The 20,559-nt window shown below is 70.7% G+C and carries 15 protein-coding genes; 6 read left to right on the top strand and 9 right to left on the bottom strand.

The window, feature by feature from the left end; all coding sequences use genetic code 11:
* Positions 1–142: 142 nt before the first annotated feature.
* The 4 genes from ACIF8S_RS32925 to metH form a co-directional block, all read right to left on the bottom strand.
* On the bottom strand, positions 143–1,726 hold the full coding sequence (locus tag ACIF8S_RS32925; protein ID WP_400004165.1) for an ABC transporter substrate-binding protein: 1,584 nt from the start codon (positions 1,724–1,726) through the stop codon (positions 143–145).
* Positions 1,727–1,789: 63 nt separating this feature from the next.
* Positions 1,790–3,397 carry an ABC transporter substrate-binding protein gene (locus tag ACIF8S_RS32920; protein WP_400004163.1) on the bottom strand — a complete coding sequence of 536 codons (1,608 nt, stop codon included), beginning with the start codon at positions 3,395–3,397 and terminating at the stop codon, positions 1,790–1,792.
* 443 nt (positions 3,398–3,840) lie between these two features.
* Entirely contained in the window at positions 3,841–4,542 is a 702-nt protein-coding gene (locus tag ACIF8S_RS32915; RefSeq protein ID WP_400004161.1) for an HAD family hydrolase, read from the bottom strand.
* A 129-nt stretch (positions 4,543–4,671) separates the two neighbouring features.
* Positions 4,672–8,184 carry a methionine synthase gene (metH, locus tag ACIF8S_RS32910; protein WP_400004159.1) on the bottom strand — a complete coding sequence of 1,171 codons (3,513 nt, stop codon included), beginning with the start codon at positions 8,182–8,184 and terminating at the stop codon, positions 4,672–4,674.
* Positions 8,185–8,484: 300 nt separating this feature from the next.
* On the opposite strand from metH, the gene ACIF8S_RS32905 reads away from it, so the two are divergent.
* From ACIF8S_RS32905 to ACIF8S_RS32885, 5 genes are all read left to right on the top strand, one after another.
* Positions 8,485–9,249 (top strand): IclR family transcriptional regulator, encoded by a 765-nt coding sequence (locus ACIF8S_RS32905; RefSeq protein WP_400004157.1) that lies wholly within the window; start codon positions 8,485–8,487, stop codon positions 9,247–9,249.
* Positions 9,250–9,593: 344 nt separating this feature from the next.
* On the top strand, positions 9,594–10,388 hold the full coding sequence (locus ACIF8S_RS32900) for an MIP/aquaporin family protein (protein WP_400004155.1): 795 nt from the start codon (positions 9,594–9,596) through the stop codon (positions 10,386–10,388).
* Between the two features lie 83 nt (positions 10,389–10,471).
* Entirely contained in the window at positions 10,472–12,010 is a 1,539-nt protein-coding gene (glpK, locus tag ACIF8S_RS32895; RefSeq protein ID WP_400004153.1) for a glycerol kinase GlpK, read from the top strand.
* Between the two features lie 7 nt (positions 12,011–12,017).
* Positions 12,018–13,634, top strand: coding sequence for an FAD-dependent oxidoreductase (locus tag ACIF8S_RS32890; protein ID WP_400004151.1), 1,617 nt, complete (start codon positions 12,018–12,020; stop codon positions 13,632–13,634).
* 223 nt (positions 13,635–13,857) lie between these two features.
* Positions 13,858–14,844, top strand: a complete 987-nt coding sequence (locus ACIF8S_RS32885; protein WP_400004149.1) for a PAC2 family protein — start codon at positions 13,858–13,860, stop codon at positions 14,842–14,844.
* Between the two features lie 106 nt (positions 14,845–14,950).
* Here ACIF8S_RS32885 and mshC read toward each other — a convergent pair whose 3' ends face one another.
* The 4 genes from mshC to ACIF8S_RS32865 form a co-directional block, all read right to left on the bottom strand.
* Positions 14,951–16,180 carry a cysteine--1-D-myo-inosityl 2-amino-2-deoxy-alpha-D-glucopyranoside ligase gene (gene mshC, locus ACIF8S_RS32880; protein WP_400004147.1) on the bottom strand — a complete coding sequence of 410 codons (1,230 nt, stop codon included), beginning with the start codon at positions 16,178–16,180 and terminating at the stop codon, positions 14,951–14,953.
* A gap of 123 nt (positions 16,181–16,303) precedes the next feature.
* On the bottom strand, positions 16,304–17,137 hold the full coding sequence (locus ACIF8S_RS32875; RefSeq protein WP_400004146.1) for an SCO1664 family protein: 834 nt from the start codon (positions 17,135–17,137) through the stop codon (positions 16,304–16,306).
* Positions 17,101–17,691 carry a DUF3090 domain-containing protein gene (locus ACIF8S_RS32870; protein ID WP_400004145.1) on the bottom strand — a complete coding sequence of 197 codons (591 nt, stop codon included), beginning with the start codon at positions 17,689–17,691 and terminating at the stop codon, positions 17,101–17,103. The genes ACIF8S_RS32875 and ACIF8S_RS32870 overlap by 37 nt, the downstream gene beginning before the upstream one ends.
* 87 nt (positions 17,692–17,778) lie before the next feature.
* The gene (locus ACIF8S_RS32865) at positions 17,779–18,465 is read right to left on the bottom strand and encodes a histidine phosphatase family protein (RefSeq protein WP_024885199.1); all 687 of its coding nucleotides are present in this window, start codon (positions 18,463–18,465) and stop codon (positions 17,779–17,781) included.
* A gap of 122 nt (positions 18,466–18,587) precedes the next feature.
* On the opposite strand from ACIF8S_RS32865, the gene corA reads away from it, so the two are divergent.
* Positions 18,588–19,583, top strand: coding sequence for a magnesium/cobalt transporter CorA (gene corA, locus ACIF8S_RS32860; protein WP_349790706.1), 996 nt, complete (start codon positions 18,588–18,590; stop codon positions 19,581–19,583).
* 6 nt (positions 19,584–19,589) lie between these two features.
* Here the strand turns inward: corA and ACIF8S_RS32855 are convergent, their stop codons facing one another.
* On the bottom strand, positions 19,590–20,378 hold the full coding sequence (locus tag ACIF8S_RS32855) for a ferritin-like domain-containing protein (protein ID WP_400004142.1): 789 nt from the start codon (positions 20,376–20,378) through the stop codon (positions 19,590–19,592).
* Between the last annotated feature and the right edge of the window lie 181 nt (positions 20,379–20,559).

Genomic DNA, 20,559 nt, shown 5'->3' with positions numbered 1-20,559 from the left:
GGGCGCGCGGGGTTGCGGGGGGGGTTTTCCGCGAACGTGCGGGGGGGGGGGCGCCCGGGCCCCCTTTCCCGGGGGGCGCGTTCCCCCCGGGGGGGGCCCCCCCCCCGGGGGGGGGCCCCCCCCACGTCGTACGCGGACCGGGTCAGCCCTTGCTCAGCTCCCAGAACCGGAAGACGGTCGAGGCGTCGAGGCAGTACTCCAGGCCGTAGACGCGGTCCTGGACGACGGCGTACTGCTTGCCCTGCCAGACCGGCAGGAGGGGGATGTCCTCGGCGACCTGGTTCTGGATCCGCTCGAACTCCTTGTCGGTGGAGCCTCGGTCGCTCTCGGCGGCGGTGCGCGGCAGGAGCGTCTTGGTGATGGCGCCGGGGTCGTAGTTGTTGTCCAGGACGTTGCCCTCGCCGAAGAAGGGGCCGGTGAAGTTGTCGGCGTCCGGGTAGTCGGGCACCCAGCCCTTGACGTAGACCCCGTACTTGCCGGCCGCGACGTCCTTCTCGTACTGGGCGAACTCGACGGACTTGACGTCGGCGTCGAACAGCCCGCTGGCGTTGAGCTGCTTGGCGATCGCCGCGAGCTCCTGGTCGGTGGCCGGGCCGTAGCGGGCCGGGGTGGACCAGAGGGTCAGCTTCACCTTGTCGGTGATGCCCTCGTTCCGCAGCGCCGCCTCGGCCTTCGACCTGGACGGGCGGGCGCCGTAGATGTCGAAGAAGGCCGTGTTGTGACCGGCGACACCGGCCGGGATGATCGAGTACAGCGGGGTGGCCGTGTTGCGGTAGACGTCGTGCATCAGGGCGTCACGGTCCAGCAGGTGGGCGATGGCCTTGCGGACCCCGAGCCGGCCGGCCACGGGGTCGTCCATGTTGAAGACCAGGTGCTGCACCTCGGCGCTGCTGCCCTCGACGACCTCGATGCCGCCGTCGCCGCGGTCGGCCTCCTCGATGTCGTTGATGGCCTGGGCGGTGAGACCGCGGTAGGCGATGTCGACCTCGCCCTTCTCCAGCGCCTTCTTCAGCCCGTTCTGGTCGCCGTGGAAGAACGACAGGGTCACGCCGGAGTTCTGGGTCTCGGCGGAGCCGCTGTAGTGCTCGTTGACGGAGAACACGGCCTTGTTGTCGTCGAACGAGTCCAGCTTGTACGGGCCGGAGCCGACCGCCTTGCCGTCCTCGCGCAGACCGTTCGCGTCGTACTCGCGGTGGTTGACGATGGCGCCGGCGCCGGAGGCGATCTTGCTGGGGAAGGTGGCGTCGGCCGTGTTGAGCGTGAAGACGACCGTCTTCTCGTCCGGGGTGTCGACCTTCTCCAGGGTGGAGAACATGACCGCGGGACCGTCGGGGTCGTCGATCTTCAGCGTGCGGTCGAAGGAGAACTTCACGTCCTCCGCGGTGAGCGCGTCGCCGTTGCTGAACTTCAGCCCGTCGCGCAGCGTGCAGCGGTAGACCTTGGTGGCGGTGTCGGTGAACTCGCAGCTCTCGGCGGCGTCCGGCTGCGGTTCGGTGCCGCCCTTGGGGAAGCCCAGGAGCGACTGGAAGACGTTGTTGAAGAGCAGCCAGGACCCGGGGTCGTAACCGGAGGCGGGGTCGGTGGCGAGGACGTCGTCGGACATGCCGACCACGATCTTGTTGCCGTTCGAGCTCGCGTCCCCGTCGTCGGAGCCGCAGCCGGTGAGCAGGCCGGAGGCCAGCCCTGCCACAAGGGGCAGGACCGGCCACTGGTTGCGCAGGTTCACGAGCGATGCCTTGTCGTTCCGTGGGTCCGGAACAGGGCACCCGGATCCCGGCCTACAGGTAGGTCAGCCGCTGACCCCGCGCCCGAGCTCCCACAGCTGGAGCGTCGAGGAGGAGTTGAGCGCGTACGCCGTACCGGTGATGTCGTCGCGGGCGGCGAGGTACTGCTTGCCCTGCCACAGCGGCAGGACCGGGACCTCGTCGGCGACGATGTCCTGGATGTCCGTGAAGGCCTTCGAGGCCGCGAGCCGGTCGGCCTGGCGGCGCGACTCGGGGATCAGGTCGTTGCGGACCTCGGTGTTCACGTAGGGCGAGTTGAGGAAGTTGTCCTCGTCGAGGAAGGGCGCGACGAAGGCGTCGGCGTCCGGGTAGTCCGGGAACCAGCCCATGCCGTAGACGTCGTACTTGCCCTTCTGGCCGGCCGGGCGGAACTTGTCCCAGGTGGCGCCCTGGGTGTCCGTCTGGAACAGGCCGCTGTCGTTGAGCTGCTTGCTGAGCTGCTCGAACTCGGCCTTGGTGGCCGGACCGTAGTGGTCGGTCGTGTAGTGCAGCGTGAGCTTCACCGGGGTGTCGATGTCGGCGTCCTTGAGCAGCTCGCGCGCCTTGGCCACGTCCGGGTCGCCGTACGTGTTGAAGAAGGCGTTGGAGTGACCGGTGACGCCGGCGGGCACCAGGGAGAACAGCGGCTCGGCCTGGCTGCCGTAGACCCTGGCGACGAGCTCGTCGCGGTTGATCACCTGGGCCATGGCCTGGCGGACGGCCTTGTCCTTCACCGTCTCGGCCTTGGTGTTGAAGGCCAGGTAGCGGATCTCCAGCCCCGGGGACTCCACCAGCTCGACCTCGCCGTCGGAGGCGGTGGACAGCTTCTGGATCTGCTGGGGCGACATGCTGCGGCTGGCGACGTCGATGTCGCCCTTCTCCAGCGCGTCGCCCATGGACTCGGCGCTGTCGAAGGCCGCGAGTTCGACCTTGTCGTTCTTCACCTCGAGAACGCCCTTGTACGAGGGGTTCTTGGTGAAGGTGGCCTTGACCAGGACGCCGTCCTTGACCTCGCTCTTCATCGTGTACGGGCCGGAGCCGTCCACGTCGAAGCCGTCGCGCAGCTTGTCCTTGGCGTAGTCGTCCTGGTTGACGATGCCCGCGACCGGGGTGGACAGCTTGTACGGGAAGGTGGCGTCGGCCGCCTTGAGGTGGAAGATCACCTCGCGGTCGCCCTGCGTCTCTACGGTGTCGACGGTGGACAGCAGCGCGAAGACACCACTGTCGCCCTCGAGGGAGATGGCGCGGTCGATCGAGTACTTCACGTCCTGCGCGGTGATCGGGTCGCCGTTCGAGAACTTCAGCCCGTCGCGCAGCGTGCAGCTGTACCGCTCGTTGCCGGCGTCCGTGAAGCCGCAGGACTCCGCGGCCTCGGGCACCGGCTCGCCGTCGCCGCGGGGCTGCACCATGAGCGTCTGCACGGTCTGCCGCAGGATGTTCCAGGTGCCGACGTCGTAGGCCCAGGCGGGGTCGAGGGGCGCGAGGCCCTCTTCCTCGGAGGCGGTGAACCGGTCCGTGGTGCCCACGACGATCGCGTCGCCGTCGCCGCTGCCGCTCTCCGTGTCACCACAGGCGGCGAGCACCGGCGCGAGCAGGCCCATCGCGGCCGCCAGCACCAAAGTCTTGCGGTTCATGCTCGAGTTTCTCCAGGACGTGTCGACTCCGAGTGATCCGGCATGCGGGGGTGACGCAGCGGATCGCAGGGAGGGGTGAGCTTCTCGCGACGACATTAGTCCGCGCCCGCAGGAGGGTTCGCGGCGCCCGGAGTTGGGTGCTCATCACGCAGGGGAACCAGGTGTGAACGGACCGACAGGGATGACCGGGGAAGGATTGGTGCAGCTTCCCACCAATCGGGACACAGCGTCCCGCCGGTGATCTCCTGAATCGGGCGGGATGCACACCTGGACATCGTTGCCAACGCGTGCGCATGTGGTGAAGATCACATGTGAAAAGAGGCTTGGCGGTGCTCGACGACGACCGCCGGCGACCGGAACGCATGCGTGCGGCTCGGGCCTACGGCCCCGGGGACGGGGCGCCGCGCATGCCGGTCCGGCGCCATGGCACGCCGGGTGAACGGCTAGCGCAGATCCGTCATCAGTCCGCGGAGGAACGCCAGGTCCACGGCGTCGAGCGAGGGGACCACCGCGCGCCGGGCGGCCGGGGTGATGGGACCCACCGACGGCACCGCGACGACCTGGCACCCGGCGGCCTCGGCGGAGGTGACACCGGTGACCGTGTCCTCGATCACGGCGCACCGCACCGGGTCGGCGCCCAGTCCGGCGGCTGCCGCGAGGTAGGGGTCGGGGTGGGGCTTGGTGCGCGGCACCTCGTCGCCGGCGACGGACAGGGCGAAGTGCTCACGGCCCAGGACGGGCAGCACCCGGTCGATGATGCGCCGGTGCGAGGCGGAGACGAGCGCCGTCGGGATCTCGTGCTCGGCCAGCTCGGCGAGCAGCCGGGCGGCGCCCGGCATCAGCGGCAGGGCGTGGTCGATACGGCTCTCGAAGCCGTCGTTGAGCAGCACCGTGAGTTCGTCCAGCCCGATGTCGGCACCGGTCGCCTCGATGAGGAAGCCCGCGCTGCGGGTCATGGGACCGCCGACCACGACGTGGCGCCAGGCCTCGTCGAGGGTGTGTCCGAGGGAGGCGAAGACCTCCACCTCGACGTCCCACCAGAAGCCCTCGGTGTCCACCAGGGTGCCGTCCATGTCGAGGAGCACCGCCTGGAGTGCCGAGCCTTCGGTCGTGAGTGTTCCGAGCGCGGGGACCGTACTGGTCATCCACATACCTCCTTGAGGGACGATCAGGCCGGTTCCCACGAAGGGAACCGGCCTGCGGTGGACCGACCAGTGTACGTCGTGCGCGTCGGAAATGCCTGGTGTGACCGCTGGGGCCCCCGCGGGGGCCGGTCAGCGGGCGTTGAAGTACTTCGCCTCGGGGTGGTGGATCACGATGGCGTCGGTGGACTGCTCGGGGTGCAGCTGGAACTCCTCGGAGAGCTGCACGCCGATGCGCTCCGGCTGGAGCAGGTCGGCGATCTTGGCGCGGTCCTCCAGGTCCGGGCAGGCGCCGTAGCCGAGGGAGAAGCGCGCGCCGCGGTACTTCAGGGCGAACATGTCCTCCATCACGGCCGGGTCCTCTCCCGCGAAGCCGAGCTCGGAGCGCACCCGGGCGTGCCAGTACTCGGCGAGGGCTTCGGCGAGCTGGACGGACAGGCCGTGCAGCTCCAGGTAGTCGCGGTAGGCGTTGGCCTCGAACATCCGGGCGGTCTCCTCGCCGATGCGGGAGCCGACGGTGACGACCTGGAGGCCGACGACGTCGGTCTCGCCGGACTCCTCGGGGCGGAAGAAGTCCGCCAGGCAGAGCCTGCGGCCCCGGCGCTGGCGCGGGAAGGTGAAACGGGTGCGCTCGTTGCCCTGCTCGTCCAGGATGATCAGGTCGTCGTCCTTGGAGACGCACGGGAAGTAGCCGTAGACCACGGCCGCCTCCAGCAGGTTCTCCGTCTGCAGCCGGTCCAGCAGACCCCGCAGCCGCGGGCGGCCCTCGGTCTCCACCAGTTCCTCGTAGGTGGGGCCGTCTCCGGTGCGGGCCTGCTTCAGACCCCACTGGCCCTTGAACAGCGCGCCCTCGTCGAGCCAGCCGGCGTACTCCTTCAGCTGGATGCCCTTGATCACGCGGGTGCCCCAGAACGGCGGCTCGGGCACCGGGTTGTCCACGGCGACGTCGGAGCGGACGCTGCCCTCCTCCGGGCGCTCCTCGATCTCCACGGTGGCCGCGCGGACCCGGCGCTGCTTCAACTCGGGGAGGGCGGCCCCGGGGACGCCGCGCTTGATGCCGATGAGGGCGTCCATCAGGCGCAGGCCCTCGAAGGCGTCGCGGGCGTAGCGGACCTCGCCCTGGTAGATCTCGTGGAGGTCCTGCTCGACGTAGGCGCGGGTGAGGGCGGCGCCGCCGAGGATGACCGGGTAGTCGGCGGCCAGGCCGCGCTGGTTCAGCTCCTCCAGGTTCTCCTTCATGATCACTGTGGACTTCACCAGCAGACCGGACATCCCGATCACGTCGGCCTTGTGCTCGTCGGCGGCCTCCAGGATCGCGGAGACCGGCTGCTTGATGCCCAGGTTGACCACGTTGTAGCCGTTGTTCGACAGGATGATGTCGACGAGGTTCTTGCCGATGTCGTGGACGTCGCCGCGCACCGTGGCCAGCACGATCGTGCCCTTGCCCGCCTCGTCGGTCTTCTCCATGTGCGGCTCCAGGTGGGCCACCGCGGTCTTCATCACCTCGGCCGACTGGAGCACGAACGGCAGCTGCATCTGCCCCGAGCCGAACAGCTCGCCGACCACCTTCATGCCGTCCAGGAGGGTGTCGTTGACGATGTCCAGCGCCGGGCGCTGTGTCAGCGCCTCGTCCAGGTCGGCCTCCAGGCCGTTGCGCTCGCCGTCGATGATGCGGCGCTTGAGCCGCTCGTCCAGCGGCAGCGCGGCCAGCTCCTCGGCCTTGCCCGCCTTCAGCGACTTCGCGGTGGCGCCCTCGAACAGCTGCATGAGCTTCTGCAGCGGGTCGTAGCCCTCGGAGCGGCGGTCGTAGATCAGGTCGAGGGCGGTGGTCACCTCTTCCTCACTGAACCGGGCGATCGGCAGGATCTTGCTCGCGTGCACGATCGCCGAGTCCAGGCCCGCCTTCACGCACTCGTCCAGGAACACGCTGTTGAGCAGGATGCGGGCGGCCGGGTTCAGACCGAAGGAGATGTTCGACAGGCCCAGCGTGGTCTGCACGTCCGGGTGGCGGCGCTTCAGCTCCCGGATACCCTCGATGGTGGCGACACCGTCCTTGCGAGACTCCTCCTGGCCCGTGCAGATGGTGAAGGTCAGACAGTCGACGAGGATGTCCTCCTCGCGGATCCCCCAGTTCCCCGTCAGATCCTCGATCAGCCGCTCGGCGATCTCGACCTTCTTCTCCGCCGTGCGGGCCTGGCCCTCCTCGTCGATGGTCAGCGCGATCAGCGCCGCACCGTGCTCCCGCGCCAGCTCCGTCACCCGCGCGAACCGGGACTCGGGACCGTCACCGTCCTCGTAGTTCACCGAGTTGATCACCGCCCGGCCGCCCAGCTTCTCCAGCCCCGCCCGGATCACGTCCACCTCGGTGGAGTCCAGCACGAGCGGCAGCGTCGAGGCGGTCGCGAAACGCCCCGCCAGCTCCCGCATGTCCGCGACACCGTCCCGGCCGACGTAGTCCACGCACAGGTCCAGCATGTGCGCGCCCTCACGGATCTGCTCCCGCGCCATCTCCACACAGTCGTCCCAGCGGCCCTCCAGCATGGCCTCACGGAACTTCTTCGACCCGTTCGCGTTCGTCCGCTCACCGATCGCCAGATACGACGTGTCCTGCCGGAACGGCACGCTCTGGTACAACGACGCCGCACCCGGCTCGGGCTGCGGCCGCCGCTCCGTCGGCGCCATGTCCCGCACCCGCTCCACCAGCCGGCGCAGATGCTCCGGCGTCGTACCGCAGCAGCCGCCCACCAGCGACAGCCCGTACTCCCGCACGAACGTCTCCTGGGCGTCCGCCAGCTCGGGCGCGGTCAGCGGGTAGTGGGCGCCGTCCTTCGTCAGCTCCGGCAGGCCCGCGTTCGGCATGCACGACAGCGGGACACGGGAGTGGCGCGCCAGGTAGCGCAGGTGCTCGCTCATCTCGGCGGGACCGGTCGCGCAGTTCAGGCCGACCATGTCGATGCCGAGCGGCTCCAGCGCGGTCAGCGCCGCGCCGATCTCCGACCCCAGCAGCATGGTGCCGGTGGTCTCCACGGTCACCGACACGATCAGCGGCACCTCGAGGCCGACGGCCTCCATGGCGCGGCGGGCGGCGACGACGGAGGCCTTGGTCTGCAGCAGGTCCTGGGTCGTCTCCACCAGCAGCGCGTCCGCGCCGCCCGCGAGCAGGCCCTCCGCGTTCTGCTGGTAGGCGTCACGGATGGCGCCGAAGGTGGTGTGGCCGAGGGTGGGCAGCTTGGTGCCCGGGCCCATGGAGCCGAGGACCCAGCGGGGCCGGCCGTCGCGCCCGGTGAACTCGTCCGCCGTCTCGCGGGCGATGCGGGCGCCCGCCTCGGACAGCTCCAGAACGCGCTCGGGGATGTCGTACTCGCCCAAAGCGGTGAGGTTGGCGCCGAACGTGTTGGTCTCGACGCAGTCGACGCCCGCCCCGAAGTACTCGGAGTGGACCGAACGGACGATGTCCGGCCGGGTCACGTTCAGGATCTCGTTGCAGCCCTCGAGGTTCTGGAAGTCCTCGAGAGTCGGGTCCTGGGCCTGCAGCATGGTGCCCATGGCTCCGTCGGCGACCACCACGCGGGTGGCGAGTGCCTCTCGGAGCGCGGACACACGGGTCCGGCTGTCGGTGGAAGGGGTCGGCGGCAACGAGGCCATGAAAAGGGCTCCCTCAGGTGCGACGGCTGTCGGCTTTGCGGCTGCCCGGAAAAGTCACCTGTTCGAGCTTCCCCGGCAGGGCGCACGCCGTCAGGGTATCCGGGACCGCCCCCTCGCGTCGGGGGCGTCCACGGGGCGGACGAAGATGGCCGGGGGGCGCCGGTCGGCGCGGGGGTGACCCGACCGATCGTGACCGACCATTAGCGAGAGGTCGGCATGGACCGGTAGTGTTCGGCATTGCCGAACACCGGCAGCGGACGTCGCGCGTCGACGCTCGAAGGGGACGGAGGCAGTACGGCGATGGCACGGAACATCCAGTCGCTCGAACGGGCGGCGGCGATGCTGCGCCTGCTCGCGGGCGGCGAGCGACGACTCGGCCTGTCGGACATCGCCTCCTCGCTGGGCCTCGCCAAGGGGACCGCGCACGGCATCCTGCGCACCCTCCAGCAGGAGGGGTTCGTCGAGCAGGACGAGGCCTCCGGCCGCTACCAGCTGGGCGCCGAGCTGCTGCGCCTGGGCACCACCTACCTGGACGTGCACGAGCTGCGGGCCCGCGCCCTGGTCTGGACGGACGACCTGGCCCGCTCCAGCGGCGAGAGCGTCTACCTCGGGGTACTGCACCAGCAGGGCGTGCTGATCGTGCACCACGTCTTCCGGCCCGACGACAGCCGGCAGGTGCTGGAGATCGGGGCGATGCAGCCGCTGCACTCCACGGCCCTCGGCAAGGTCCTGTCGGCGTACGACCCGGTCGCGCACAGCGAGGCCCTGGAGGCCGACCGCAAGGCGTTCACCGACCGCACGGTGTGCGACCCGGACGCCTTCGAGCACCTCCTCGACCTCACCCGCGCGCGCGGCTACGCGGCGGACGTGGAGGAGACCTGGGAGGGTGTGGCCTCCCTCGCCGCGCCGATCCACGACCGGCGGCGGATGCCGGTGGGGGCGGTCGGCATCACGGGGGCGGTGGAGCGGCTGCGCCGCGACGGCGAGCTGCGGACCGAGCTGATCGCCGCGGTACGGGACTGCGCCCGCGCGGTGTCGCGGGACCTGGGCGCCGGGCGCTTCTGAGCGGGCCCCGGCCGCACGCCGGACACCGGACGACACAGCACCCGGACGCCTGAGGGCGGGCCGGGCCCCAGGCATGCGCTCGTACAAAGACGGGCAGCAATCGGTCTGATCCGGCAGGCCCGGCGATCAGTAACGATCGCACTTTTCGACAACCAAGACCCTTGACGCATCTCTGGCGCCGGACAAGACTCCCGTCCATCGGTCGGCATTGTCGAACACCTACCGGCAATACGCGCTAGAGTGGGACAACGCCAAGGGCCGGCAACGCTCTCACCCCTGAGGGCGCCAATCCCCGGAGGGACCCGGGGGTCGGCTTCCCTGGACGAAGGACAAAGGAGTCGCGGGTGTCCAGCTCCGACATCTTCATCGGCGAGACCATCGGTACCGCCATACTCATCCTGCTCGGCGGCGGTGTGTGTGCCGCCGTGACGCTCAAGGCCTCCAAGGCCCGTAACGCCGGCTGGCTCGCCATCGCCTTCGGCTGGGGCTTCGCCGTCATGACGGCGGTCTACATATCGGGGCCGCTCTCCGGCGCCCACCTCAACCCGGCCGTGACCCTCGCGCTCGCCATCAAGGACGGCGGGTGGGCCAACGTTCCGACGTACTTCGCCGCGCAGATCCTCGGCGCGATGATCGGCGCCACGCTGGTGTGGCTCGCCTATTACGGCCAGTTCCACGCCCACCTCACCGACAAGGAGATCGTGGGCGGACCGGGTGCCCAGACGACCGCCGCCAAGGCCGTCGAGGCGCAGGAGAAGGGCGCGGGCCCGGTACTCGGCGTCTTCGCCACCGGCCCGGAGATCCGGCACACGGTGCAGAACCTCGCCACGGAGATCATCGGCACCTTCGTGCTGCTGCTCGCCATCCTCACGCAGGGCCTGAACGACGCGGGCAACGGCCTCGGCGTGCTGGGCGGTCTGATCACGGCGCTCGTGGTCGTCTCGATCGGCCTGTCGCTCGGCGGCCCGACCGGTTACGCCATCAACCCCGCCCGTGACCTCGGCCCCCGCATCGTCCACGCCCTGCTGCCGCTGCCCAACAAGGGCGGCTCCGACTGGTCGTACGCCTGGGTCCCGGTGGTCGGTCCGCTGATCGGCGGCGCCATCGCGGCCGGCGTCTACAACGTCGCCTTCGCATAGATGACCGCATCGCCTCTCACCGCGATCGTTGTAGAAGCGCCGTACCCACTGCCCCGTAACCAAGGAACTTCCAGGAGCACACCGTGACCGACGCCCACACCGCCGGCCCGTTCATCGCCGCCATCGACCAGGGCACCACGTCCTCCCGCTGCATCGTCTTCGACCGCGACGGGCGCATCGTCTCCGTCGACCAGAAGGAGCACGAGCAGATCTTCCCCAAGCCCGGCTGGGTCGAGCACGACGCCACCGAGATCTGGACGAACGTCCAGGAGGTCGTCGCCGGCGCCGTCGCCAAGGCCGGCATCACCCGTGACGACATCAAGGCCATCGGCATCACCAACCAGCGCGAGACCACCGTGCTGTGGGACCGCCACACGGGTGAACCCGTCCACAACGCGATCGTCTGGCAGGACACCCGCACCGACGCCCTGTGCAAGGAGCTCGGCCGCAACGTCGGCCAGGACCGCTTCCGCCGCGAGACCGGCCTCCCCCTCGCCTCCTACTTCGCCGGTCCCAAGGCCCGGTGGCTGCTCGACAACGTCGACGGCCTCAAGGAGCGTGCGGAGGCGGGAGACATTCTTTTCGGCACCATGGACACATGGGTCATTTGGAACCTCACGGGCGGAGTGGACGGCGGCCGGCACGTCACCGACGTGACCAACGCCTCCCGCACCATGCTCATGAACCTCCACACCATGCAGTGGGACGAGCGGATCGCCGAGTCGATCGGCGTCCCGACGCCGATGCTGCCGGAGATCCGTTCCTCCGCCGAGGTGTACGGCGAGATCAAGGGCGGCAAGCTGGGCGACCTGCTCGGCGGCATCCCGGTGGCCTCCGCGCTGGGCGACCAGCAGGCGGCCCTGTTCGGCCAGACCTGCTTCGCCGAGGGCGAGACCAAGTCGACCTACGGCACCGGCACCTTCATGGTCATGAACACCGGCGACAAGCTGATCAACTCCTACAGCGGCCTGCTCACCACGGTCGGCTACAAGATCGGCGACCAGGACACGGTCTACGCCCTGGAGGGCTCGATCGCCGTCACCGGCTCACTGGTGCAGTGGATGCGCGACCAGATGGGCCTGATCTCCACCGCCGCCGAGATCGAGACCCTGGCGCTGTCCGTCGAGGACAACGGCGGCGCGTACTTCGTACCGGCCTTCTCCGGCCTGTTCGCCCCGTACTGGCGCTCCGACGCCCGCGGTGTGATCGCCGGCCTCACCCGGTACGTCACCAAGGCGCACCTCGCGCGCGCCGTCCTGGAGGCCACCGCCTGGCAGACGCGGGAGATCGCGGACGCCATGACGAAGGACTCCGGCGTGGAGCTCGCCGCCCTCAAGGTCGACGGCGGCATGACCTCCAACAACCTGCTGATGCAGACCCTCGCCGACTTCGTGGACGCCCCCGTGGTGCGCCCGATGGTCGCCGAGACCACCTGCCTCGGCGCCGCCTACGCCGCCGGCCTCGCCGTCGGCTTCTGGAACAGCACCGACGACCTGCGCGCCAACTGGCGGCGGGCCGCCGAGTGGACCCCCCGCATGGACGCGGACACCCGCGACCGTGAGTACAAGAGCTGGCTCAAGGCCGTCGAGCGGACCATGGGCTGGCTCGAGGACGAGGAGTAGAACCGCCATGACCACCGAAGCCACCCCGCAGTCCGTACCTGCCCTGGGGACGCACCCGGCGTCCGGCTCTAACCCGAGCCGCGCCGAGACCCGGGAGCAGCTCTCCAAGGCGTCGTACGACCTTCTCGTCATCGGCGGCGGCATCCTGGGCATCTCCACCGCCTGGCACGCCGCGCAGTCCGGTCTCAGGGTGGCTCTGGTGGACGCCGGTGACTTCGCCGGAGCCACCTCCTCCGCCTCGTCCAAGCTGCTGCACGGCGGTCTGCGCTACCTGCAGACCGGTGCGGTGAAGCTGGTGGCGGAGAACCACTTCGAGCGCCGTGCGGTCTCCCGCCAGGTGGCCCCCCACCTGGCGAACCCGCTCACGTTCTATCTCCCCGTGTACAAAGGCGGGCCGCACGGCGCGGCGAAGCTCGGGGCCGGCGTCTTCGCCTACTCGGCGCTGTCGGCCTTCGGTGACGGTGTCGGCCACCTGCTGTCGCCGGCGAAGGCCGCGCAGGACGTGCCGGAACTGCGCACCGACAACCTCAAGGCCGTGGCCGTGTACGGCGACGACCAGATGAACGACGCGCGCATGGCGCTGATGACGGTCCGCGCGGCCGCCGAGTCGGGCGCGGTCGTCCTCAACCACGCCGAGGTGACGGGCCTGCGCTTCACCAAGGGCCGGGTCACCGGCGCCGAGCTGCGCGACCGTCTCTCGGGCGACGAGTTCGGCGTCAACGCCCGCCTGGTGCTGAACGCCACCGGCCCGTGGGTGGACCACCTGCGGCGCATGGAGGACCCGGACGCCGCTCCGTCCATCCGGCTGTCGAAGGGCGCGCACCTGGTCCTGAAGCGCACCGCCCCGTGGAAGGCCGCGCTGGCCACGCCGATCGACAAGTACCGGATCACCTTCGCCCTCCCCTGGGAGGACATGCTGCTGCTCGGCACCACCGACGAGGAGTACGAGGGCGACCCGGCGGACGTCGCGGTCAACGAGAAGGACATCGCGCAGATACTCGACGAGGCCGCGTTCTCCATCCGCGACCAGCAGCTCGACCGTGACCTGATCACGTACTCCTTCGCCGGTCTGCGGGTGCTGCCGGGCGGTCCCGGCGACACGGCCAAGGCCAAGCGGGAGACGGTGGTCACCGAGGGCCGCGGCGGGATGCTGTCCGTCGCGGGCGGCAAGTGGACCACGTTCCGCCACATCGGCCGCACGGTGATGCGCAAGCTCCAGGAGCTGCCCGGCCACCCGCTGGGCGAGGACTTCGAGCCGATCGGCGCGCTGCCGAAGAAGCTGCCGCTGCCGGGTGTGGCCAACCCGCGTGCCGTCGCGCACCGCCTGCTGGTGGACGGCCCGGCTCCCGGCCCGCGCATGGCCGCGGACACCGCCCGGCACCTGGCCACCCACTACGGGTCGCTGGCGTTCGACATCGCCCGGCTGGCGAACGAGGACCCGGCGCTGGCCCGCCGTGTCCACCCGGACGCGCCGGAGATCCGGGCGCAGGTCGTGTGGGCCCGGGACCACGAGTGGGCCGAGACGGCCGACGACGTGCTGCGCCGCCGTACCACCCTGACGATCCGCGGCCTGGCCACGGACGAGGTCCGGGCGGACGTGCAGGAACTGCTCGGCAAGAAGTGACCGGACCGCCCCCGGTTCCCCGCCCGGGAACCGGGGGCGGCGGCCGTCCACGTCCCGACCGGGCGCGCCGGAGCGGCAGTTGGACGCGCGGGGTGACGCTCCGTTTTCCCGGTGCTGTGCGGGGCAGTGATGGGGCACTCCCCTTGTACGGGGCTGCGGGCGCCCCCGCGGACACGCCGTAAGGTTGGTGCGTACACGAGGGCACGTCGGAAGGAGGCCCTGGGTGATCGAGCTCGAGGGGGTTCCCGAGCTGATCGACCCGGTCATGGTGGCCGCGTTCGAGGGCTGGAACGATGCCGGTGACGCCGCCTCCACCGCGGTCGCGCATCTGGACAGGGAATGGAAGGGCGAGGTGTTCGCGGCGCTGGACGCCGAGGACTACTACGACTTCCAGGTGAACCGCCCCACGGTGTTCATGGAGAACGGCGTGCGGAAGATCACCTGGCCCACCACGCGGCTGTCGGTGGTCCGGGTGGGCGGCGAGAAACCACGCGACCTGGTACTGGTGCGCGGCATCGAACCGTCCATGCGGTGGCGTTCGTTCTGCAACGAGATCCTCGGTTTCGCGCACGAGCTGGGTGTGGAGCTGGTGGTGGTGCTGGGCGCGCTGCTCGGTGACACCCCGCACACCCGTCCGGTCCCGATCAGCGGGACCACGTCCGATGCGGACCTGGCGCGCCGTATGGATCTCGAGGAGACCAAGTACGAGGGTCCGACGGGCATCGTCGGCATCCTTCAGGAGGCGTGCACGCACGCGGGCGTGCCCGCGGTGTCGCTGTGGGCGGCGGTGCCGCACTACGTGTCGCAGCCGCCCAACCCGAAGGCCACGCTGGCCCTGCTGAACCGGCTCGAGGACCTGATCGACGTGCGCATCCCGCTGGGCGAACTGCCCGAGGACGCGCGGGCCTGGCAGGTGGGCGTGGACCAGCTGGCCGCCGAGGACAGCGAGGTCGCCGAGTACGTCCAGACGCTGGAGGAGGCCCGGGACACCGCCGAGCTGCCGGAGGCGTCCGGTGAGGCCATCGCGCGCGAGTTCGAGCGGTATCTGCGCCGCCGTGACGGAGCGCCGGGTCCGCCCGGCGGGCACGCCACCGCCGAGGGCTCGGAGGGGCCGTCGTACCGGCGGGACGGGCCGGGCGGGCGGTCGCGTCCGCCGAAGTCGCCCCGCCAGGAGACGGAGCAGGACGGCGACGAGTCGCCGGACGACTGAGGAGACAGCGCGAAGGGGGCGCCCCGTTCGAGGAACGGGGCGCCCCCTTCGCGCTGTGCCTCAGGTGCGGCGCCGTCGTGGCTGTCCGCGCAGTTCCCCGCGCCCCTCAGAGGGCGACGCCCAGGAGGGCGTCCACGGCTCGGGAGACGACGCCGGGGGCGCCGATGTCGCTGCCGCCGCTCTGCTCCTGAAGGACGGTCCAGCGGTCGACGGCGGCCAGGGCGGCCGGCGCGTTCAGGTCGTCCGCGAGGGCGTCGCGGATCTCCTCGACGAGCGCCTCGGCGGGCGGTCCGTCGGGACGGGAGACGGCGGCCCGCCAGTGGTCGAGCCGGGTCACGGCGTCCTGGAGGACCTGATCGGTCCACTCCCAGTCGGAACGGTAGTGGTGGGCGAGCAGCGCCAGCCGGATCGCCGCCGGGTCCACGCCCTCGCGCCGCAACTGGGAGACGAAGACCAGATTGCCCTTGGACTTGGACATCTTCTCGCCGTGCAGGGCGACCATGCCGGCGTGCACGTACGCCTTGGCCATGGGGTACTCGCCGGTGAGCACCTGGGCGTGCGAGGCGCCCATCTCGTGGTGCGGGAAGACCAGGTCGGAGCCGCCGCCCTGGATGTCGAAGGTCATGCCCAGGTAGTCGAGGGCGATGGCCACGCACTCGATGTGCCAGCCGGGGCGGCCCCGGCCGAGCGAGCCGCCGTCCCAGCTCGGCTCGCCCTCGCGGGCGGCCATCCAGAGCATCGGGTCGACGGGGTTCTTCTTGCCCGGGCGGTCCGGGTCGCCGCCGCGTTCGGCGGACAGCAGCCGCATGGCGGCGGCGTCCAGGTGCGAGACCTGGCCGAAGTGCCGGTCGGACTCGACGGAGAAGTAGGTGTCACCGTCGATCTCGTAGGTCGCGCCGAGCTCACGGAGCCGCTCGACGATCGGGACGATGCCGGGTATGGCCTCGACCGCGCCTATGTACTGCCGGGGCGGCAGCATCCGCAGGGCCGTCATGTCCTCGCGGAACAGGGCGGTCTCCTGCTCGGCGAGCGCGGTCCAGTCGACGCCGTCGCGCTCGGCCCGCTCCAGCAGCGGGTCGTCGACGTCGGTGACGTTCTGGACGTAGTGGACCTGCCGCTTGTTGTCGAGCCACACGCGCTGCACGAGGTCGAACGCGTTGTACGTAGCCGCGTGTCCGATGTGCGTGGCGTCGTAGGGCGTGATGCCGCAGACGTAGAGACGGGCGACGGGACCGGGGTCGAGGGCGACCGGACCGCCGGTCGCGGTGTCGTGGATCCTCAGGTCGCGGCCCTGACCGGGCAGGGCGGGGACTTCGGAAGCGGGCCAGGCATGCATGTCATGAGCCTAACCGGACCCGAGTTCCAGATACGAACCGGAACGGGCCGTATGGCCGGGAAGGCGCTCTTGCGCGGCACGGCGCGCCGTGCCCGACCCGGCCGGGGACGGCGGCGGGGCCCGTCAGACCGGGGGCCAGGGGATGGCCGGCCACTCGGTGCCCGGTTCCGGATGGGTCCCGGTGGTGAGCAGGGTCTCCACGCGGGCGCGGGTCGCCTCGATCTCCGCGGGGGTGATCAGCGGGGCCAGGACGGTGGTGAGGGGGCCGGAGGTGGCGAGGGCCGCCCGCAGGGCCTTGAGGACGTCCAGGGCCTCCTCCGTCAGCGGCTCCCCCGCCCAGCCCCACAGCAGCGTGCGCAGCTTGTTCTCGGCGTTGAAGGTGACACCGTGGTCGATGCCGTACAGCGGGCCCTCCGCCGTGGGCAGCAGGTGCCCGCCCTTGCGGTCGGCGTTGTTGATCACCGCGTCGAGCACGGAGAGACGGCGCAGCCGGTCGTCGTCGGCGTGCACGAGCAGCGCGGTGCGGCCCTCGCCGACCTCGGCGAAGCCGACCGCCTTCCAGCCCGGTCCCGGTTCCTCGCCGTCGACCAGGGCGAGCAGCTCGTCGCCCGGCGCGGTCTCGATCCACAACTGGCACATGCCCTCGCCGTACGGGCCGTCGCGCAGCACGGTGGGCGGCACCAGGTCCCAGCCGGTCGCCCGGGAGACCTCGTACGCGGCGACCTCGCGCCCGGCGAGGGTGCCGTCGGGGAAGTCCCACAGCGGCCGCTCCCCCGCGACCGGCTTGTAGATGCAGGCGGCCTCGCGGTCCCCGTCGGTGACGGTGCAGTACAGCGCGGCGTTCGACGCCTCACGGATGCGTCCGCGCACGGTCAGCTCGCCGCGGGCGAGCAGTTCGGCCGCGGCCGGGTCGGTGGCGGTCACGCTCCGCGGCGGTATCCGTTCTGGCGCGGACATACGTGTCCTTCCGGGTCGAGCGGGAGACTGCACAGCGGGCACGGCGGGCGGCCCGCGTTGACGACGTCCAGGGCACGCTTGGCGAACGCCCGCGCCTGCGCCCCCGTGAGGCGGACGCGGAGCATCGGGGGGCCGTTCTCCTCGTCCTGGAGCAGCCGCTCCTCCGCCTCGGCGAGGTCCTCCTCGGATTCGGCGTCCAGTTCGACGAGGGCCTGCGCCTCCACGATCATCCGCTGCTCCTCGCCGTCCCAGGCGAGCGCCATGGTGCCGACGCGGAACTCCTCCTCGACGGGGGTGTCCAGCGGGGCGGTGTCGGTGATCTCGGTCGGTGCCATGGCGGGCACCGACGCGCTGCCGCCGCTGCGCCGTACGACCTCGTCGAGCAGTTCGTCCATCCGCTCGGCGAGCGCCGCGACCTGTGTCTTCTCCAGGGCCACGCTGGTCACCCGGGAGCCGGCGGTGGCCTGGAGGAAGAACGTACGGCGCCCTGGCAGTCCGACCGTGCCGGCCACGAAACGTTCCGGTTGGTCGTAGAGGAACACCTGACGGGACACGTCCTGTCTCCATTGAGAGTCGGGGAACGGGCGAGGGGTGGATCGGAACGCAACTCTGCGGTCGCTTCACCCTACTGCGGGGAACGATCACGGTGCGCCCGCGTCGCCCCCCACGGTGGCGTCGCCGGCCGGCGGCTCCTCGCGCGGCGCCAGGGAAGCGAAGTCGCCGGTGTCACCGAGGCGCAGGAGAAACGGCCGCAGCCGGGTGTAACGGATCGCGGTGATGGAACACGGTTCGACGGAGATCCGCTGGAAGAGGTCGAGATGAAGTCCGAGGGCGTCCGCCACCAGAGACTTGATGATGTCGCCGTGCGAGCACATCAGATACACGGCGTCGGCGCCGTGGTCGCGCTCCACGCGCGCGTTCCACTCGCGCACCGCCTCGGCGGCGCGCGTCTGCATCGCGCGCATGGACTCCCCGCCGGGGAAGGCGGCGGCCGACGGGTGCGCCTGCACCACGTCCATCAGCGGCTCGTCCTTGAGTTCGGCGAGTTTGCGGCCCGTCCAGTCGCCGTAGTGGCACTCGCCGATGCGGTCGTCGGTGTGGTGGGTGAGGCCGGGACGGGCCTCGAGCAGCGGTCCGACGGTCTCCCGGCACCGGTCGAGCGGGCTGGTGACGACCTCGGCCAGGGGCACGGGAGCGAGCCTTCCGGGCAGTGCGGCTGCCTGCGCGGTGCCGCGGTCGTCGAGGTGGACGCCGGGCGTCCAGCCGGCGAGCAGTCCTTCGGTGTTGGCGGTGGATCGTCCGTGCCGGACCAGGAGCAACGTGGGCATGCGGCCCAGGGTAGGCGCACCGGCGCGCGCGGGATCCGGCGCGGGAGGGGAACCGGGCGGCCGCCGGGCATGGGAACAGGACGGGACGGCAGGGGACCTGCCGGGAAGGGAGGACACGTTTCGTGATCGTCGACTGTGGCGTCTACCGGGAGGGGCACCGGTCGGAGGGCCCCAAGGACTTCTCCGACGCGCTGGACGAGGCACGGTCGGCGGGGGGTTTCGTCTGGATCGGGCTGCACGAGCCGACGGCGGAGGAGTTCGACCTGGTCGCACGGGAGTTCGGGCTGCATCCGCTGGCGGTGGAGGACGCCCTCAAGGCGCATCAGCGGCCCAAGCTGGAGGTCTACGACGACTCGGTGTTCGTGGTCCTCAAGCCGGTGGTGTACGAACCGGACAGCGACACCGTCTCCTCCGGCGAAATCATGATCTTCCTGGGCGACTCGTTCGCGGTGAGCGTACGGCACGGGGAGGGTGCCCCTCTGGACGCGGTGCGGGACCGCCTGGAGCGGGAGCCGGACCTGCTGGGCGAGGGTGCGACGGCGGTGCTGTACGCGGTCGCCGACGCCGTGGTCGACCACTACCTGGAGGTGGCGACCGAGCTGCAGACCGACCTGGAGGAGCTGGAGACGGAGGTCTTCACCCCCGACGCGGGCGGTTCGCGCAAGACCGCGTCCCGGATCTACGGCTTCAAGCGGCAGATCCTGGAGTTCCGCCGGGCCACCGTGCCGCTCACGGCGCCCATGGCCCGGCTCGCGGGGGCCGGCACGACCGGGGCGCGGGTGCCGTTCGTGGAGGACGGGGCGCGGCCGTACTTCCGTGACGTGCACGACCACCTCACGCGGGTGAACGAGTCGGTGGAGGGCCTGGACCGGCTGGTCTCGGACGTCCTGTCGGCGCACCTGGCGCAGGTGGGTGTGCAGCAGAACGACGACATGCGGAAGATCTCCGCGTGGGCGGCCATGGCCGTGGTCCCCACGATGATCGCGGGGATCTACGGGATGAACTTCGAGCACATGCCCGAGCTGCACTGGAGGTGGTCGTATCCCGTGGTCATCGCGGCGATGGCCGCCCTGGAGGTGCTGCTGTTCCGCACCTTCAAACGCCGGGGGTGGCTGTAGGGCCGGTCAGGCCGCTTCCGGTTCCGGGGTCGCCGGGCCGCCCAGCGCGTCGCGCCGCTCGGGCATGCGCAGCGAGACCATGCGGCGCCAGCCGCCCAGGCGTTCGTAGAGATACACGGCGTGGATACCGAGGGCGAGGAGCGCCGCCTTCGGCCGGGACCAGCCCAGGACGCGGCCCATGTGCGCCATCACCGCGAGGCTGACGTCGCGGTAGACGCGGATCTCGGCGAGCGCGCACTCACGCAGGGTGCGCTGGATGGCACGGCCGTGTCCCGCGTAGGCGAAGCGCAGCAGTTCCTCGTGGCAGTAGGCCAGGTGGTTGTCCTCGTCGTTGGAGATCATCCGCACCGCGCGGCCGAGGTCGGGATGGTCGGCGAAGTGCTTGCGGAGCAGTTCCATCTGCTCGGAGGCGCGCTGCTCGGTGACCCGGCTGTGGGCGAGGTAGGTGACGATGTCCTGCACGGTGAGCGGCTCGTCACGCTTGAGCTGGTCGTGCGCCAGGCCGATGCCGTTGCGCTCCAGCAGCATCGTGTAGTCGGTCTCCGGCGGGACCGGGACGGGTTCCAGGCCGCGCTTCTTGAGCAGGGCGTTGAAGATCCGGCCGTGCTTGTCCTCGTCGGCGCCGTGCCGGGTGATCTTGGGGGCCAGATCACGCTGGGTCTCGGGCACGAGCGCGGCGATGCGGGCGTTCTCCCAGCCGCCCTGGGATTCGCCGCTCGCGGCGATCGAACAGAACAACGCGAACGACTCGTCGTTGTCGAGGATCTCCTGGAACAGGCTTTTCGCCGACAGCATGAGGCCACCTCTCCGCGGCGTCCGCAGGTCCGCGGTCCGCACGTCCACAGTTCCGCAAAGTTGGAGTCAAGTGCGCCGGTGGGGGTGCGGCAACAGGTGCGGCGGACAACTCCGCCAATTGGAGTACGTGCGGGGAGAGAAGGGGTGAACCGAAGCGCGGGAGGGGTGCGCGGACGCGTAC

Origin of the sequence: Streptomyces sp. NPDC085937 (assembly GCF_044540535.1) — a bacterium.
Lineage (GTDB): Bacteria > Actinomycetota > Actinomycetes > Streptomycetales > Streptomycetaceae > Streptomyces.
This window is presented reverse-complemented; position numbering and strand designations above follow the sequence as displayed.